This is a genomic window from Fodinibius saliphilus (assembly GCF_005869845.1).
Lineage (GTDB): Bacteria > Bacteroidota > Rhodothermia > Balneolales > Balneolaceae > Fodinibius > Fodinibius saliphilus.
Window position 1 is genome coordinate 1,149,171 of sequence record NZ_VAWF01000001.1, and the last position, 17,250, is coordinate 1,166,420.

At 41.0% G+C, this 17,250-nt stretch carries 16 protein-coding genes, 1 tRNA gene and 1 pseudogene; 2 read left to right on the plus strand and 16 right to left on the minus strand.

Going from position 1 to position 17,250, the window contains the following annotated elements:
* Positions 1-84: 84 nt before the first annotated feature.
* The 3 genes and pseudogenes from FCN14_RS04790 to FCN14_RS04800 all read right to left on the minus strand — a co-directional run bounded on the left by FCN14_RS04790 (position 85) and on the right by FCN14_RS04800 (position 3,106).
* Positions 85-1,869, minus strand: coding sequence for a PAS domain-containing sensor histidine kinase (locus FCN14_RS04790; protein WP_138429940.1), 1,785 nt, complete (start codon positions 1,867-1,869; stop codon positions 85-87).
* A gap of 249 nt (positions 1,870-2,118) precedes the next feature.
* A pseudogene (locus FCN14_RS04795) lies at positions 2,119-2,718 on the minus strand (Vat family streptogramin A O-acetyltransferase).
* A gap of 166 nt (positions 2,719-2,884) precedes the next feature.
* Positions 2,885-3,106 carry a hypothetical protein gene (locus tag FCN14_RS04800; RefSeq protein ID WP_212747571.1) on the minus strand — a complete coding sequence of 74 codons (222 nt, stop codon included), beginning with the start codon at positions 3,104-3,106 and terminating at the stop codon, positions 2,885-2,887.
* Positions 3,107-3,582: 476 nt separating this feature from the next.
* Here FCN14_RS04800 and FCN14_RS04805 point away from each other — a divergent pair, with 476 nt between their 5' ends.
* Positions 3,583-4,002 (plus strand): hypothetical protein, encoded by a 420-nt coding sequence (locus FCN14_RS04805; RefSeq protein ID WP_138429941.1) that lies wholly within the window; start codon positions 3,583-3,585, stop codon positions 4,000-4,002.
* Positions 4,003-4,517: 515 nt separating this feature from the next.
* Here the strand turns inward: FCN14_RS04805 and FCN14_RS04810 are convergent.
* The 8 genes from FCN14_RS04810 to FCN14_RS04845 all read right to left on the minus strand — a co-directional run bounded on the left by FCN14_RS04810 (position 4,518) and on the right by FCN14_RS04845 (position 10,751).
* Positions 4,518-4,605 (minus strand) — tRNA-Ser (locus tag FCN14_RS04810).
* 46 nt (positions 4,606-4,651) lie between these two features.
* Positions 4,652-5,281: an energy transducer TonB gene (locus FCN14_RS04815; RefSeq protein WP_138429942.1), complete on the minus strand. Its 630-nt coding sequence runs from the start codon at positions 5,279-5,281 to the stop codon at positions 4,652-4,654.
* 88 nt (positions 5,282-5,369) lie between these two features.
* On the minus strand, positions 5,370-6,095 hold the full coding sequence (locus tag FCN14_RS04820) for a lysophospholipid acyltransferase family protein (protein WP_138429943.1): 726 nt from the start codon (positions 6,093-6,095) through the stop codon (positions 5,370-5,372).
* Between the two features lie 5 nt (positions 6,096-6,100).
* Complete coding sequence (gene murQ / locus FCN14_RS04825; protein WP_138429944.1) at positions 6,101-7,030, minus strand: N-acetylmuramic acid 6-phosphate etherase; 930 nt, start codon at positions 7,028-7,030, stop codon at positions 6,101-6,103.
* Between the two features lie 56 nt (positions 7,031-7,086).
* Entirely contained in the window at positions 7,087-7,440 is a 354-nt protein-coding gene (locus FCN14_RS04830) for a DUF4260 domain-containing protein (RefSeq protein ID WP_138429945.1), read from the minus strand.
* 12 nt (positions 7,441-7,452) lie between these two features.
* On the minus strand, positions 7,453-8,958 hold the full coding sequence (gene accC, locus FCN14_RS04835) for an acetyl-CoA carboxylase biotin carboxylase subunit (RefSeq protein ID WP_138429946.1): 1,506 nt from the start codon (positions 8,956-8,958) through the stop codon (positions 7,453-7,455).
* Positions 8,959-8,966: 8 nt separating this feature from the next.
* A complete protein-coding gene (locus FCN14_RS04840) occupies positions 8,967-9,677 on the minus strand; it encodes an esterase family protein (protein ID WP_138429947.1) in 711 nt (236 codons plus the stop codon).
* Between the two features lie 96 nt (positions 9,678-9,773).
* Positions 9,774-10,751 carry a phytoene/squalene synthase family protein gene (locus FCN14_RS04845; RefSeq protein ID WP_138429948.1) on the minus strand — a complete coding sequence of 326 codons (978 nt, stop codon included), beginning with the start codon at positions 10,749-10,751 and terminating at the stop codon, positions 9,774-9,776.
* A gap of 189 nt (positions 10,752-10,940) precedes the next feature.
* On the opposite strand from FCN14_RS04845, the gene FCN14_RS04850 reads away from it, so the two are divergent.
* On the plus strand, positions 10,941-11,906 hold the full coding sequence (locus tag FCN14_RS04850) for a phosphoribosylaminoimidazolesuccinocarboxamide synthase (protein ID WP_138429949.1): 966 nt from the start codon (positions 10,941-10,943) through the stop codon (positions 11,904-11,906).
* 394 nt (positions 11,907-12,300) lie between these two features.
* Here FCN14_RS04850 and FCN14_RS04855 read toward each other — a convergent pair whose 3' ends face one another.
* From FCN14_RS04855 to FCN14_RS04875, 5 genes are all read right to left on the minus strand, one after another.
* On the minus strand, positions 12,301-12,516 hold the full coding sequence (locus FCN14_RS04855; RefSeq protein ID WP_138429950.1) for a hypothetical protein: 216 nt from the start codon (positions 12,514-12,516) through the stop codon (positions 12,301-12,303).
* Between the two features lie 62 nt (positions 12,517-12,578).
* On the minus strand, positions 12,579-13,190 hold the full coding sequence (locus tag FCN14_RS04860) for a sigma-70 family RNA polymerase sigma factor (RefSeq protein WP_212747572.1): 612 nt from the start codon (positions 13,188-13,190) through the stop codon (positions 12,579-12,581).
* 67 nt (positions 13,191-13,257) lie between these two features.
* Positions 13,258-14,322: a DNA polymerase III subunit delta gene (gene holA / locus FCN14_RS04865; protein ID WP_138429951.1), complete on the minus strand. Its 1,065-nt coding sequence runs from the start codon at positions 14,320-14,322 to the stop codon at positions 13,258-13,260.
* Positions 14,323-14,401: 79 nt separating this feature from the next.
* The gene (locus tag FCN14_RS04870; RefSeq protein WP_138429952.1) at positions 14,402-15,898 is read right to left on the minus strand and encodes an asparagine--tRNA ligase; all 1,497 of its coding nucleotides are present in this window, start codon (positions 15,896-15,898) and stop codon (positions 14,402-14,404) included.
* Between the two features lie 90 nt (positions 15,899-15,988).
* The gene (locus FCN14_RS04875; RefSeq protein ID WP_138429953.1) at positions 15,989-17,245 is read right to left on the minus strand and encodes a M16 family metallopeptidase; all 1,257 of its coding nucleotides are present in this window, start codon (positions 17,243-17,245) and stop codon (positions 15,989-15,991) included.
* Between the last annotated feature and the right edge of the window lie 5 nt (positions 17,246-17,250).

The following is a 17,250-nucleotide window of genomic DNA, read 5'->3' on the forward strand; positions in this document are numbered from 1 at the left end:
AAAATCGGTATTAGGTTGTTTTAATAAATAATGAACCATTATTTTGCCCGGCATATAAAAGTAGTAACTCTAGCGAATCTGTTTTTAGAAATTCCCTATCTTCAATTCCGGATATTCGAACAAAGAACTACTTGTACCTTTCACCTGTTCTCGCTTAAAATATAGCTCAAAAGATGTTTTGCCATCTTCCCCGGAAGTAACCTTAAATGTACCTATAAGTTGTTTTTTTAAAGTCTGGATCAGTTGGTCACTAATAGAGCTTGCTCTATTTCCATTCATATAATTGGGCTTTCCATTGCTCTTATCAGTTATTCTCAGAATAACATTTTGTCCTTCAATACTGAGTTCAATCGCCAAATACACTTCTTTTCCCTGTTCTGTATTATCATTAATTATATTTGTTACAACTTCATTAATAATAAGCGAACACGGTAAGGCTTGGTTAATATTCAGCCCCAATTTATTTACATTTAACTCTACCTCTACTTTCTCCTCAAATGTTGCAGTAATCGTATTAACTAGACCGGTGATATTATTCCCAAATTCAATTTGTGAAACGTCCTGCTCTTGATATAAGATCTCATGAATAAAAGCCATGGTCTTAATTCGAGATAAGTTCTTGTTAAGTCTTTCCTGAAGCCGGGAATCCTCACTATCAAATACTTCCAGTTCCATAATAGCAGAAATAACGGCCAGGTTATTTTTAACACGATAGTGAATTTCGGAAAGAAGTACCTCTTTTTGTTTAAGAGATTTCTTAAGCATTTTTTCCATCTCCCTTTGCTTGGTGATATCAGTAGACATACTAAAGAGATAGTTCTCATATCCCTCAATATTGTTTAATTGCAGTTTTGTAGATAAATAAGTACGAGTACCTCCATTTACTTTCACTTCTTCCCGAATATTGCACATCTGCCCCGTTTGGCGAACCTGCCGATCGGTCTTACGCATTAATTCAATATCATAGTCTCGCAACACTTCTGAATCTTTTTTGCCTATAATTTCATCATGATCCAAGCCGTGAAGTTGCAAAAAAGCCTTATTGGCAAACCTAAATCTGTTCTCATTATCTTTGATATACATTAGCGAAGGCGATTGATCAATCACTGCTTCCAGAATTTGACGGTGATGGGCAGCCTCTTTCTCGGCCTCTACAAGATTTGACAAATTGAGTCCAATCCCCATCCCAAAAACTCGGTCTTCATGCTTTACTTTTACGGCTCTAAACAGAATAGGAATCTTCTCGCCTGACTTTGATGATAATTGGGTTTTCAGTTCGGCCTCTCCCTCTTTATACATCTTATTTATAGCTTGAATAACTTCGGACTCTTCCTCCTCTGCAAAAAAATCAGTTGTTTTCATACTTGATATCTCATCATATGAATAGCCGGTAGTATTCTCCACATAGCTGTTCCATTGTTTTAGATTACCTTCTTCATCAAAAAGGTAAAACAGGGCCGGTAGATTGTCTTGCAGACAGGTCAATATCCTTTGAAATACTTGGTCGCGGAACTCCTTTTGCCCCAGTAGAGTCACATCTTGTACTATTGCCAATACCTGTTTTTTGTTTTCATGCGAAACCGTCTGTGTCAAAATATCAACCAGAATGGATTTACCCTCACACGTTTTATGCTCCCAAAAATGGGCGTTGTACTTTTCCTGTTGACGTTCAAGTCGTTTCAGAGGTTCGGGTATCGCTTCCTCCGTTTCCAAGTCAGTGAGAGCTAAAGAAAGTAGTTCCTCACGATCATATCCATACAACTCACATGCTTCCTTATTAACCTCTATAATAGATTGGTTATCCTCATTGTAGATAACCATAGGAATGGAATTCTCTTCAAAATCTAGAGGAATCTTAGATAACGTCATACAACACTTACCTGCATTATATATCGCTAAATTGAATAGTCGCCACTGCAAGTGTTTAATATATCTACCGAGACCTGTTACAGTGGACTCTTAAAATATTTTAATCTTTGTTATATCATATTTAAAAAGCGGTAATGTTCTGCATTGAACCAAACAGATTCCCCTTGAATTTAATTCAGACTCCTCATTTCGAAAAATGATACCCCATATTATTGTCTTGAAACCCGAAGTACCATACCTATGTAATGCTTAAAAGGCATTTTTAAGGATTTTAAGGTTAGCTCCAACAATAGCTTCGAGATTTTCAGTGATTTTTTGTGCCGGCCAATCCCACCAGGCAATTTCTTGCAACTGCGTAACAATGGAAGGCTCGAAACGTTTTTTTTATTTCAGTAGCCGGGTTGCCGCCACAATACTGTAGGGGGCTACATCTTTGCTCACTACTGATTTGCTAGCCACTGCAGCACCATTGCCAATAGTTACTCCCGGCATGATAGTGGCATTGTAGCCAATCCACACGTCATTACCTACTACGGTATCCCCTTTATAGGGTAACTCTCCTTCTTTGGGCATCACCTTTTCCCACCCATTACCGAAAATTTGGAATGGGTAGGTTGAAAAGCCCGACATTTTGTGATTTGCGCCATTCATAATGAATTTCGTCTTGGCTGCTATAGCACAAAACTTGCCGATAATGAGCTTATCCCCAATAAATGGAAAGTGATATAACACATTATCTTCAAAGTTCTCTGGCCCTTCGGGATCATCATAATAGGTATAGTCGCCTACAATAATCTGTTCATTATTGATATAATTCTTCAAATATCCCACTTGTGGAAATCCTTCCATCGGTTCTTTAACATTGGGATCTGGTCCGTGTATACATTACCTCGTAATTTTTTTCAGATATACTTAGAATACAATTACTCCTCAAATTCCATCAACTCCACCGGTGCCCCTTCCACCTCAATAAAAGCAACGGTAAGCCCCTCAGAGGGTGAGTTGGGTTTAATAATCACATGCTCTCTTCTATAGCTTTTTGCAGATCATTTACCTCAAAAGCTACATGGGGCACCGTCTTCACCAATTCGGGATATGGGGCATCCTCCCAGTACCACTGCCACTGTATACCATAGAGATTATCCTCGTGATCAGAAACCGTCATCTTCAGATGCAGTAGGTCAATTTCGCCTTCAAAAGATTCTGTGGTTGGAATGCCAATATGATGGAAACGCATCGATGTGCTATTTTATGAAGGATACAAACCGGAAAGCCCAGTCGTTTTAATGCACTAATAAAGAGCAATATTTAGGCTACAAAAGCAAGACCTACCTCCATCAATAAATATTTTATATCTGTGAGATGCTATTTCGAAACCTAAAACCTAACCTACGGCAGTTGCCCCTTTGGGGAGGGAATTTTTGAGTGCTTTTATCAGGGACCATAACATATCTAAGGAAGGGAAATAACCTTGCTTGCATCGATCTAAAGTTAAGCTCATTTTATTCAGCTTGGTACAATTAGTTGATTTAGATATCTCATTTTAAAAAAATCACCAAATTTCATAGAAAGCTCATCAACACATACCGCTTTCTGGCTTTTTAGTTCTTTGTTCATTATTTAACAAATAAACTTCTTACATGTGCATATGCGTAAGTTTGTCAGGCTTAATACTTAAATCTAAAATCAAATTATCAACGATAACCTAAGAAAATGAAAAAACTACTATGGCTATTCATCCTTCCTCTTTTAATTATAGGCTGTGCTAAAGATTATTATACAAGTTACCAGTCAGCTTCAGAGGGTAAAGAATATGGGACGTTAATTGTAAAGTTTTCTAACCCTATAAAAAATGTGAACATAACTGTTGACGGTAATCTTATCGCAGAAGATAAATTTACTGAAAGAGTTGAAGTTGCCAATATGCCTGTTGGCAAACATAAAGTTAAAGTTATAGCATCTAGCTGGGAGTTAAAGGATGATGTTAATAACGTAGAGGAAATGAATATACAGCCAAATAGTAAGCAAACAATGTTAGTGGAAGTTCCACCCAAAAGTACTGGGTATTGGATATATCAAACTGCTATATATACTGTGACATTTATTACCAGTTACTATCTATATGAATGGTAAGCGTAACTCCTTAAAAATGGAATTGATCAATTCATCGGTGCACGGATAGACTTTTACCTCTCCTTCTTGTATCTCAATGGATATAAAATTCAAGAAACCTATGAACTAGAACTTGCAGACTTGGTCTCATTCTTTTTGCTTTTTATCAAAAGATATTTCTAAAGAAGGTGTCACCAAATATTTAAAATAGAATATGATAGCAAGGTAGAAAAACGATTAACTCACTTCAGAAGGGAAAAGTTAAGACATCTGGGCTATCACCCCACACCTCCTTCCGGTCATACTACCAACCTAACACAGTTACTGCCACAAAGACGACTATTTCTTGCCTTATAAATTCTATGCGGATGTTTTCACGAATATCCTGAACGACTTGGGAATAAAATACTCCCTTTTATTCCTGTATGATAAAATTAAATAGAGATAAGAATTCGGAGGAGGTGCAAAGAAACCAAGGCTTCACTAAACAAGCATCGATGCTTGCTCAACGAAACCTTGACATAATTGTATAGATGCGGAGAGAGGGGGATTCGAACCCCCGGTACGCGCTAGACGCACACACGCTTTCCAAGCGTGCGCCTTCGACCGCTCGGCCACCTCTCCAAAGAAAGAACGCAAATATAGGCTATTTTAGCTTTGATCGCAATTCTTAAAATCCAAAAGTAAACACCTGTTTACTATATGCTTTTACGGCTTTGCCATTGTTCCTGGCTGGGTGAAACTTCCACTGCTGAGCCGCTTTGAGCGCGGCTTCTGGAACTCCATAACCGATGGTATCCAGTATCCGAGGCTCACTACTGCCCTCCGGATATACTTTGACGACCATGATATTGGCATCTTCGACACGCCCTTTTTTATCTACCAGCAACCTAACGGTAACCTCAGCTTTAATACCCGCTTTTTGAGCTGCATCGGGCGTTACTGCCTCCACAATACGTATTACACTGGGCGGTTGGGCGGGACTGCTGGCTACTTGGTCAGAATTACCGGCTCCTTCTAGCTTGGAAAGAGACAAGGAGTCTGTAAAATCAGAGGGGTTAATATCCTCAAATATCACGATCTCTTCCTCTATTATTTCATCTTTGGGCACGGGTACCGGGGCTTGGGGTTTGGGAGGTGGAGGCGGAGTACTTGCTTGTTTCGTAATTATAGCCTCCTCCATGACAATGACATCATCATCAAAAGACCTATTCTTATTTGATTTCGAACCGGTTTCCGGGGCCGGCCAAAAGGTGAAAAATGCCAAAGCAATAAGCTCAGCAGCAATAATGCAGGACATTATCCGTAATCGATAGGGAAAACGATGGGATTGATTATATTTAGTAAGACCTGTCAATTACTACTGCTTGAAAATTTAGTAATAAAAGTTAATTCTGAAGCTCTTCCAGCTCCTGCTCTATCAACATATGTACTGCTTCTTTTAATTCGCTTTCAGTATCATAGTCATCAGCCGAAATAGGTTCCAGTACAGATATCATAAACTCTTGCGTTGGAGAGGCCGTCCAGTCTCCCGGGGGCATTGCCTCATATCCCCCTTTCAAAACGAGAGGCAGTATATTAAAATTATACCGTTTCGCCAGTTTAAAAGCGCCATTCTTAAACGGTTTCAATTTGCCATCTTCGGTACGTGTTCCTTCTGGAAAGATCATACCCGGAACCCCATCTTGTATAGGCTCAACCAAGGTGTCCAGTTTTTTGAACGAACGCATACTCTGCCGATCAATACCGATCTGGCCGGTCATATAAATAATCCAACCCAGTATAGGAATCTTAAAAAGATCTTTCTTAGCCACCCATTTCATACTCCAGGGCAGCAGGTATAATAGCGGTAAATCTAAAAAACTCTGATGATTGCCAACAACAATCGTGGGCTCACTTACCTTTTGGGGATCGGCTCCTTTAATATTGAAAGACCAGCCCGGGTTCACCTTCATCATCAACCAGCCAAGTCCACGCAGTAGCTGATTAGGAATTTTATTGTAACGATCAAAGGGGGCCGTTATAATATACAGGGGAAATATGATAAGAAAGAAAGAAATAATACATACTGCCCAGTAGATCCACCCGAAAAAACTAAAAATGACTCTCTTCATTCCTGCTAGGAGTTAATATTCTGTAATGCTTTACGAATAAAGCCATTATTCTCCTCCAGCTTTTGTCTCGCGTCCTCCCTGTCTAAACCTCCCAACACCATTACCAGTGCTGTTTTAACATGTCCGTCAGCCGCTTCCAGGTATTCTTCCGCTTTATCATAATCGATATCGGCGAACATCATTAAAATTCGTTTAGAGCGTTCGTGCAGCTTCTGGTTTGACAGCTGCAGGTCTACCATCACATTTTCATAGACCTTACCGCGGCGAATATTGGCCCCTGTCGTAATCATATTCAACACCATCTTTTGGGCAGTAGCACTTTTCATTCGTGTACTGCCCATAATCACTTCGGGACCTACCGGGATATCAATTAAAACATCCACATCAATGGTGATCTGTTCACCGGGAACAGTTGTCACAAAGATGGTGTGGCACCCCATATCATCGGCTTCTTTAAGAGCCCCGTGTACATAAGGCGTACGTCCGCTGGCTGCCAAACCACACACGATATCGTTCACCGAAAGGTTGGCTTCACGCAAAGCTTCCCGCCCATTCTCCTCAAAATCTTCAGCATTTTCCTGGGCTTCAAAAACGGCCTCTTTACCCCCGGCGATTAGGCCAATAACCTGGCCGGGATCGGATCCAAAAGTAGGCGGACATTCGGCTGCATCAAGAATTCCCAGCCTGCCGCTGGTGCCTGCCCCCGCATAGATAAGGCGTCCTCCGGCATCAAATGCTTCTTTCACTAAATCGATAGCCTGTGCTACTTCATTAAGCTTCTTCTCAACCTCTTTTGCTACCTTCTGATCCTCTGTATTTATCAGGCGGGCAATCTCCAGAGAATCCGCCAAATCGATTTCCAGGGTTGATCGGTTACGCTGCTCAGTATCTAGTTTTTTAAGCTGGGTAAAAAGCTGTTGCTCTTTTTCTTCCACGTACAAAAAGGTTGTCCTATTTTTCTAGTGAGATGATAATGTAAAAAAATACGGCGTTAATTCTTACCAATCTTTCCCAGGTGCGTATCTTGAAAAGAGCTGATATATTTAAGTCCGTATCCAAATATGCGATCTACCGAAGCATGGCCAAATATAATGATGCCGATAAGCTCAAAAACTGGAATTTTGAAAAAAAGACCGGCCGCAAAAAATAGAATAGCAAGTCCTTTATGGTGAAAAAGATTATAACAGAAAGCTCCATATCTGTCATTTAAAACATAGCCAACCATCCCTATAACGGGTAGGAGTATCAAAACCGGAAACAGCCACCAAACTATTTCAGTTTCTGCAAATAGGAAAACTGAAAGCAGGAACATACCCAGCTCTTCCAGCTTTAAAAGGTTTTTCATATATGGGGTTATTTATGATGAGCGTCGATCCCACCACGGCGAAACAGCTCCACTGGCAAAATATTGATTGTTTTTTTGTGTCTTCTTCTCTCCTTTACCTTCCTTCTTAAGCAGTGCTGCGGCTAAAGCTTTTACCTTATCGTCATCAGTAATAGTACCGTCTAACTTCTCTTCGCTGAAGTGATCAGGTACAAAATGTGTGTCGTACTCACCTGAAGTAAAAGATTCGTGATTCAATACGAATTTACAGAATGGAATGGTCGTACGGCAACCCGCAATTTCATACTCATCCAATGCTCGCAGCATTCTCTTAATAGCGTGCTCACGATCGTTTCCATAAGTACAAAGTTTAGAGATCATCGGATCATAATTGATGGTCACCGCCTGCCCTTCTTCAACTCCGGAATCAACACGTACTCCATTCCCCGAGGGAATGCGGTGTTTTTTCAAGGTACCAGTACTGGGTAAAAAGTTATCCCGCGGATCTTCGGCATAAATACGGCATTCTAAAGCATGTCCGTCCATGGTAATTTCGTCTTGCGTCATTGGCAACTTTTTGCCTTCCGCTACAATGATTTGCAAGGCAACCAGATCCAAGCCTGTAATCAGTTCGGTAACAGGATGTTCTACCTGCAGACGGGTATTCATCTCCAGGAAATAAAAATTACGATCGGCATCAACCAGGAACTCAATCGTTCCTGCTCCTACATAATCCACTGCTTCTGCTGCAGCTATCGCCGCATCGGCCATTTCGGAACGCAGTTCCTCCGTTAAAATTGAACAAGGGGCTTCTTCGATTACTTTCTGGTGGCGCCGCTGGATGGAACATTCCCGGTCAAAGACATGCAGTACATTACCATGCTCATCAGCAATAATTTGAAACTCAACGTGACGTGGCTCTACTAAATATTTTTCGATATAAACGCGATCATCCCCAAAAGCATTACGAGCTTCCGACTTAGCCGCTTTAATGCCCGATTTAAATTCGTCCGGAGAATCAACAATGCGCATCCCTTTACCACCACCGCCGGCTGCAGCTTTCACAAGCACCGGGTAACCGATATCATTGGCAATGTTCTCAGCCTCTTCAATATCTTCGAGCTCTTTTTTGGTCCCCGGTGGAAAGGGCACATTCGCCTTACTCATAATTTCACGGGCAGCCGTTTTATCTCCCATCGATTTAATGGCGTAAGCATCGGGACCGATAAAGATAATCCCCTCCTTTTTACACCGCTCCGAAAACTCCGCGTTCTCACTCAAAAAACCGTAACCCGGGTGGATAGCATCAGCCCCTGTATCTTTGGCTGCCTGTATAATTTTGTCGATCACCAGATAACTTTCAGAAGAAGCGGCCGGACCAATATGTACCGATTCATCGGCCTGTAACACGTGCGGAGCCTCAGCATCGGGCGTAGAATAAACCGCAACGGTCTCTTTACCAAGTTCCTTACAACTACGGATAACACGTAACGCAATTTCGCCTCTGTTGGCGACTAAAATTTTTGAAATATTGGGCATAATAGTTCTTAAATAACGTGAGTTTTTAACATTTGTGGCCACAGTTCCCATTCGTCACCAGTCTCACCCCAGATATCGAGATCATGTTCTATAAATTTCATACGCATCACATTACTCATGCGCAGCGTGTCTTCTTTACGCTCATCAGCCTCATAACTAACAAGTCGGAAATCAATATCCCGAACACGCTCAAGAAGCGACTGCTTGTTCATATTAGGCACAAAATCCATTGGGTTATTGTAGTACACATCATCATCATAAAAACCGTCCATAAATGGTTTTATATCGTAGATACCACTCATGCCAATAGCTTTGCCAAATGCCTGGGGATGTTTAAGAGCAGTGGTAAGTGCATGGCAGCCTCCCAGATCAATACCTGCAATAATAATAAAATCGATATTATTTTCTTCCAGGATATAGGGCACAACTTCTTCGACGATATACGCCTCATATTGCTGCTGACGAATGATACGTTGCGAGGGCATTGCATCGTCATTCAAAAACCCTTCTTTATCGATTGATGAAAGGCAAAAAAGCTGATTAAACTCATTATCAAGCTGATAAGAGATGGCATCAACCATCCCAAATTCTTCCCACTGATGGCAGGAAGCCCCTCTTGTCGGAAGCCCGATAATTGGAGTTCCTGACTTGCCATACACTGTCAGCTCCATATCTTTTCCAAGACTTGGGCTCCTCCAGTTTTCCGTTTTCTTCTCCATTCTGCACCTGTTATTGGATTGATACTGTCAATAAATTTGAATGGAATATAACAGTTCAGAACGTATTGTGTAAACGGGGAATTGGATACTGTAATCTCAGGATTTTCCAACCTTCATTTGGTAGTACGCCCGAGGTAAAATGGACAGTTTTTCGGTTGTATTTAGATAGGCGCGAGTATCAAAAACGTTATAATCGTTTTTTTCTATCTTATTAAGGATACGACTATAATTTTGCCGTGCCAGATATACCGGCAATTGGCTGTCGCTAGAGAGCAGGGCTATTCCCTTATCTGATCGATTATAGTATCTTCGGGTACGTTCAATTTGAAACTGAAGCAGATTTTTAACATGCTCATTTAACCTATGGCAAAACAGATCGTCTTCGGTGACGCCAAAGTGCTGCAGATCTTCTTGAGGCAGGTAAATACGATTACGCTCAAGATCTTCTCCCACATCCCGTAAAATATTGGTAAGCTGCATTGCAATACCCAGATCTATGGCATAACTACGTGCTTCTTCATTTTCATATCCAAAAACCTGACTTGTCATCAAACCAACAATAGAAGCTACTTTGAAGGAGTAATTGTAAAGCTCATTGAATGTTTCGTAGCGATTTTTAAAAAGATCCATACACACCCCTTCCATCAGCTCAAAAGGCATTTCTATAGGGATATGATGGCGTTTTAAAACATCCGAAAAGGCAATTAAAATGGCGTTATCTTGCGTGCGTCCTTCATACGTATCTTCAAGCTTCTGTTTCCACCTATTTAGCCTTCCGCGGATATCTTCTTTCGTCAACTTCTTCTGTTCCAACAAATCTTCAGCTTCATCAACCAAATCGTCGATGTACCTACACAAACTATAGATAGCAAAAATACCCCGTTGCTTGTGGTTTGGAAGAAAACGGGTAGCCATATAAAAGGTTTTAGCATGATGCCGAGTAATAGCCCTGCACTCCGAATAAGCATTTTTCAATCGCTCATCATCGATCTCTTCTATTACCGAACGGTGAAAAGAAGTCCGCTGATAAAGGGGCTTGATGAGTACATATGGAATACGGAATAGATCAGTCATCAATTATTGATTTCATTATTTCTTGCTGTAGTTTACCAAATGCTGATTAGCAACAAAATAGTTCCCCATATTTGAAAAGAGTTTTTATTTTTTTTGAATAGCTAAAATCAATTGACATTCAGATTTCACTTCTTCTAAACTTTTTCTGATTTTCCATCGACTTCTATCATTCAACTAATCTACACTGTTGTGCATACTGATATCGATTCTAAAGCTCTTAATAACTGTATTACAAGAACCGACATTCCCGGTCATGCCGAACCCTATCGCGGTAAAGTACGTGATGTTTATTCTCTTGGGGATAATAAGCTGGGGATAGTAGCCAGTGATCGTATTTCTGCCTTCGATCATATCATGAAGCAAGCTATACCTTATAAGGGACAGATTTTAAACTCCCTTGCAGCTTTTGCTTTCGATAAGGTTGATGATATCGTTGCTACCCATATTATTGATGTGCCCCACCCAAATGTTACTATAGCAAAAAAGTGTGAACCTATTCCTATAGAAGTAGTGATACGCGCTTGCCTCACCGGCCATGCTGCTCGCGTGTATAAATCTGGTAAACGAACCCTTTGTGGCGTAGAACTGCCTAATGGAATGATAGAAAATCAAAAGTTCGAGGAACCTATCCTTACTCCAGCCACAAAGGCTGAAGAGGGACATGATGAAGATATATCAGAAAAAGAGATTCTCAATCAAGGTATTGTCGATGAAGGTATCTGGTCAGAAGTACGAGAAAAAGCCTTTAAAGTTTTTGAACGCGGCCAACAGATTGCAAACCAGCAGGGGCTGATACTGGTAGATACCAAATATGAATTTGGGTTGTGTAATGGTGAAGTCACTCTTATTGATGAAGTGCATACCGCCGATTCCTCGCGCTATTTTTATGCGGATGGGTATGAAGAGCGCCAGGAAAAAGGCGAGCCCCAAAAACAATTATCAAAAGAATTTTTACGAGAGTGGCTCATGGACCACGATTTCCAAGGTAAAAAAGGACAAACCCTGCCAGACCTACCGGATGAATTTCGCATCAAAGTGTACAATCGGTATACCGAACTATATGAGAAACTCACCGGAAATACCTTTGATCCTACGCCCCTGAACATGACTACCTTTAACGGAGAGCTAAAGGAGATCTTCGAATACTATACCTAATATAAAGACCTTTCAACTTTCTAAAAACGTGGAAGAGTTCCCATAATCGACCTGTCTACTTCTATAACAGTTGATATCAGGGCGTATAACGCCACCAAGGATCCATAGTTTAGAATATACCCCAAAACAAAAACCAGCTCAATAACAGCTAAGGTTGGGCTGTTACGGAGCTGTATTATTCACCAATAAATTGTTTGTGAACATGCTGAGGTGGAAATAGTTACAGAAGGGTACTGCAATACCCTGAGTAAGCCATTTTTACTTACACACCATGCATAACTAAACTTTGCTGTCTTCTGTAAAACACGTAAGTGTGAGCTCCAACCAATTTTCCATAACTAAAGCAATATTAAAAAACGTGTCATTTATTATATAATATTTCGGAATAATTGGGTTAAGCTGTAGATGGTTCGGCTAGATCAATATGTTTTGCCAGACGAGCTAATGCCTTTTTGCCCTTCATCGCTTTACGGGCAAAGGCTTTTTCTTTCTTATTCTCTGCCAAATAGGCTTCAAAAGATTTCTTCTCCGGAGAGGTTAATTTATTATCCAGGTAATCAGTTAAGAAATCTGTTAACATCTCGTCTTGGTCAAATGCTGTTGGTTCCATAGTAAGGGGTAATAGATTAGTGTGCAAGTTCAGGACCTTATCTATTACCTCTTACTGGCTTATTATGAAATTGTTTCCAATTGAACGTAATTTTCTAATAATTCTTGTAATTGTGCCCTTCCACGATTAATGCGGGACTTCACAGTACCCATGGGAAGGTCCGTAATTTCTGAAATCTCTTCATAGGAAAGCTGCTGAATATCACGCAATACAACAACCTCGCGAAAATTCTTGCTAAGCTCCATAAGCGCATCTTCAAGCTCATCCATGCACATTTTCTCGTGCAGAGAATCGTCCGGTAAAATCTTGCTGTCTTCCAGCTTCATTGGTCGATCTTCAGAATCATCGGGATCTTTGTGGATAGTAACCTTGGTCATACGTTTCTTCTTTTTATAAAGACTTTTAGCAAGATTGATAGCAATAGTGTACATCCAGGTCGAAAATTTGGCAATACGTTCGTAAGAATGTCGACTCCGAAAAACCCGGAAAAATGTCTCTTGTACTAAGTCTTCGCAATCCTGATGATTATGAGTATAGCCATATAAAAAATTATGAAGACGATCTTGATAGCGATTTACCAACAGGTTAAAAGCCTCTTCATATCCTGATTGAAACTTTTCCATTAAATCTTCATCAGACATCTTGTGAAGTTCAGCTTTTGAAACAGCTTGCATAAATGACTCCAATACTTGTTACAAATTATCATTGTGGGAGTCATTACCGTTCCGGGAAGTAATACCTCTAATCGATGATACGTTTGATCATCAAAAACAGTATTGTAGAGGGGGTCATCTTAGTAAAGCCTTTCGAAGCTCGATCGGCATCTAAGAGCGCTTCAAATATTCTGGGCATTTCGGCCAGCTTAAAAGCAGAAGCATCTTTCCAAAGCTTGTTAAAGTACCAATTATTATTGATACCTAAGGTCTGTTGAACTTGCTTTTTTGAATTACCCTGTCCTGCTAGGCGACGAATTTTCCAGATGTTTGAAAACACATTGTAAAAGAACCCCACGGAACGAATAATTTCTCCCGTGTTCGCTTTAGAGTGTTGCAACATCTGTTCCGCAATGAACAGGGACTGCTCCAGGTTTCGCTGAATAATGGCGTCTTTTAGCTCAAACACTGAATATTCGCGATAAAGACCGATTATTTTTTTTATTTGGCTCTCATTGATGGTTTTAGAAGTGTCCACAAAAGTACACACTTTATCTATTTCTGTGGACAGTAGCTGTAGGCTGTTGCCAACATATTGGGCCAGCATCTGTGCCGCCGGCGGTTCAATTTTTTTATTATGATGATCTCGTGCCCAGGCAATTATCCAATCAGGCAGGCGATAATCGGGCACTTCTTCGAACTCATGAAACCCTACGTTTTTACTTTTTTTGAGGGCTTTCCCAAACTTAGAACGTCCAGAAGGTTTCTTTGTATCAATACAGACGAAAAGAGTCGTTGGGTTCGGTTGCTCCAGATAGGGAATCAAATCATTAATCTCCCCCTGATAACCCTCTGCATTGGCCCCATAACCGCTCAGCTCTTTAAAATCCCGAAGAATAACCACACGCTGTTCCGACATCATCGGGTAGCTACGAATGATAGATAAGACCTTTTCCGGGGTCACATCACGACCATAGAGGAGATCAAAGTTAAAATCTTTTTGATCCTCTGGGATCAGCTTTTCAACGGCTTCTTGCAACTTATCCAAGAAGAACTCTTCTTCCCCATACAGAAAATATACGGGCTTTCTGTCTTCTGAATGTAGTTCATTCAGAATTTCAGAATAAAGTTCTATACTGGTTTTCTTGGCCACTTTGTTGTCAGTTATTGATTATCAGTTACTAGTTATTGGTTATTAGTTTTCCTAATAACCAATAACAGTTAACTAAACACTACGGAGTAAGTCGACCCATCATCCGGGGAAAAGGAATAGTTTCACGAACGTGATCAAGTCCGCATAACCAGGCTACGGTTCGTTCTAATCCCAAGCCAAAGCCCGAGTGAGGTACCGAGCCATACTGACGCAGATCAATATACCACTGGAAGACATCTTCCGGCAAGTCGTGTTCATCTATACGTTTTTTGAGGGTATCCAGATCTTCTTCTCGTTCACTGCCACCGATGATTTCACCATAGCCTTCAGGAGCAAGCATATCAACAGCGAGTGCTAATTTCTCATCTTCAGGATCACGCTTCATATAAAACGCCTTAATTTCGGCGGGGAAACGGTGCACTAATATCGGCGTGTCATACTTTTTGGTAAGAAGAGTTTCATCACTGCCGCCAAAATCTTCACCCCATTCAAAGTTAAGTGCCGATTCTCTCCAAGTAGGAATATTTCGCAGATCCTCTTCAATCTCATCAAGACGCATACCAATCTCTTTCACACGCTGATCGATCTGTGCCTTACGCCATTTCTTGGCCTGTCCGTGCTCTTTTTTAATCTCCTCACGCTCTTCTTTAAGCTCTTCTGCTTCCTGCTTGCGATCTTTAACCATCTGGTCCAGCATCTCTGCCATCTCATCACTACGCAGCTGTTCTACGGCCTCGGTGTAGGATATGCGGGAAAAACCCTCTTCTACTGTCTTTCGGAGCTTAGAAGTATCCCTGTCAAGAATATCGAGCTCTTTGGGACAGCGATCCAGCACACGTTTCACAATGAACCTGATAAAGTCTTCTGCCAGATCCATATCCATATCAAGATCATAAAACGCCATCTCGGGTTCAATCATCCAAAACTCGGTAAGGTGACGACGGGTCTTACTTTTCTCAGCACGGAAGGTCGGACCAAAGGTATAAATCAATCCATGAGCCATAGCCATTGCTTCACCATATAGCTGTCCAGACTGAGTAAGGTAAGCCTCTTCATCAAAATATTCGGTTTCAAACAAGTTTGTAGTACCCTCAGCAGCATTACCTGTAAAAATTGGGGCATCCATTTGCACAAAGCCTCGCTCCTGGAAAAAAACATGGATTGCATAAATAATTTCATTTCGTACCCTCATAGCCGCCCACTGGCGTCGGCTACGTAACCACAGGTGCCGGTTCTCCATTAGAAAATCGACGCCATGATCTTTGGGGGTAATAGGATAATCTTCGGCAACTTGAAAAATCTTCAAGTTGGTAACCTGCAGCTCATGTCCCCCAATACTCCGTTCATCTTCAACAACGGTACCAGTAATTTCAACAGAACTCTCCTGCCGCAATGCTTCTGCGGCTTCCCAGGCTTCATCACTAACGGCATCTTTTGCAACCACACACTGGCAGATGCCTGACCCGTCACGAAGTTCTACGAAATAGAGATTTTTACTACTCCTGTAATTATATACCCAACCTTTCAGTGTTACTTCTTCATCAACGTGGTCGGATAAATTGGTGATATAAACCATGCTTCTACAAATAATTTATGTTACAACTGCGGTGAAAATGTCAGAGCTCGAATCTAACCAATTCTGGTCAAACTCGAAATACAGAAACCATTACTCTTCGGGCAGTAACAGGGCTTCAGAGAATAGTTCATTGTCGTAGAATTCTTGTGCAAAATCTTGTACATCAGCAGACTGAACTGCTTCTATCTTCTGCTGCAGCTCATCCATCGTCACAAATCGCTCGTAATAGATATCATTTTTTGCTAATCGTGACATCCTGTTGCTCATACTCTCGAGCGAGAGCATAAGTTTACCTTTGAGTTGGGCCTTGGCTTCAGAAAGTTCTTTTTCAGGAATAGGATCTTGCTTAATCTTATCGAGTTCTTTGCCAATAAGCTCTCGAACATGATCAACATAGTCTTTATCAGTACCCACATAAATACCATATAAGCCAGTATCTTTATAAGACTGATTAAATGAGGTAATGGTATAGCAATAGCCATATTTTTCCCGAACATTTTGATGCAGACGCGAGCTCATTCCTCCCCCTAACACCGTGTTTGCTAGTAATAGCTGGTACTTATGTTCATGATTGTAATCCAATCCACGGCGACCGGTAATAAGGTGTGTTTGCTCAATGGGCTTCGTCAGCTCAACATCATCAACACTATACTCTGGAAGGGCTTTACTTTTATCCACAGGTTCTTTGGCCTCCACATCACTGAAAAAATCACTAACCAAACCTACTACTTTATTATGATCCATATTTCCGGCTACTGCTACCAATAGATTTGAAGGCTGATAGCGTTCATCCATATACTCATACAGATCTGCACGTTCAAAAGCAGAAACTGTTTCTTCAACTCCAAGTGTCGACATTCCCAAGGGGTGTCCGCTAAAGATGTTGGCACTAAACTTTTCGAAAAGGTAGTCTTTCGGGCTGTCGCGATACATCTTCATCTCTTCAATAACTACATTCTTCTCTTTCTCAATCTCATCTTTAGGAAATGAAGGATGTAGTACCATATCAGAAAGCACATCCAGTGCCCGCTCGAGCTGTGAATTGAGACAGCGTGAATAATAGCAAGTATACTCTGATGAAGTAAAAGCATTGAGATATCCCCCGACCGACTCCATGCTCATTGCAATATCTAAAGAAGAACGGCTTTCGGTGCCTTTGAAGAGCATATGCTCTAAAAAGTGGGTCACCCCGGCCTGTTTTTCTGTTTCGTTTCGGCTGCCGGTTTCGGCCCAGATACCTACCGAAACACTTTTAACGCTCTCTACCTCTTCCGTAACAATGGTTAAGCCGTTTTCAAGAACGGTCTTATTTACAAAATCGATCTCTTTTATTCGTTCTGTACTCATAAAGT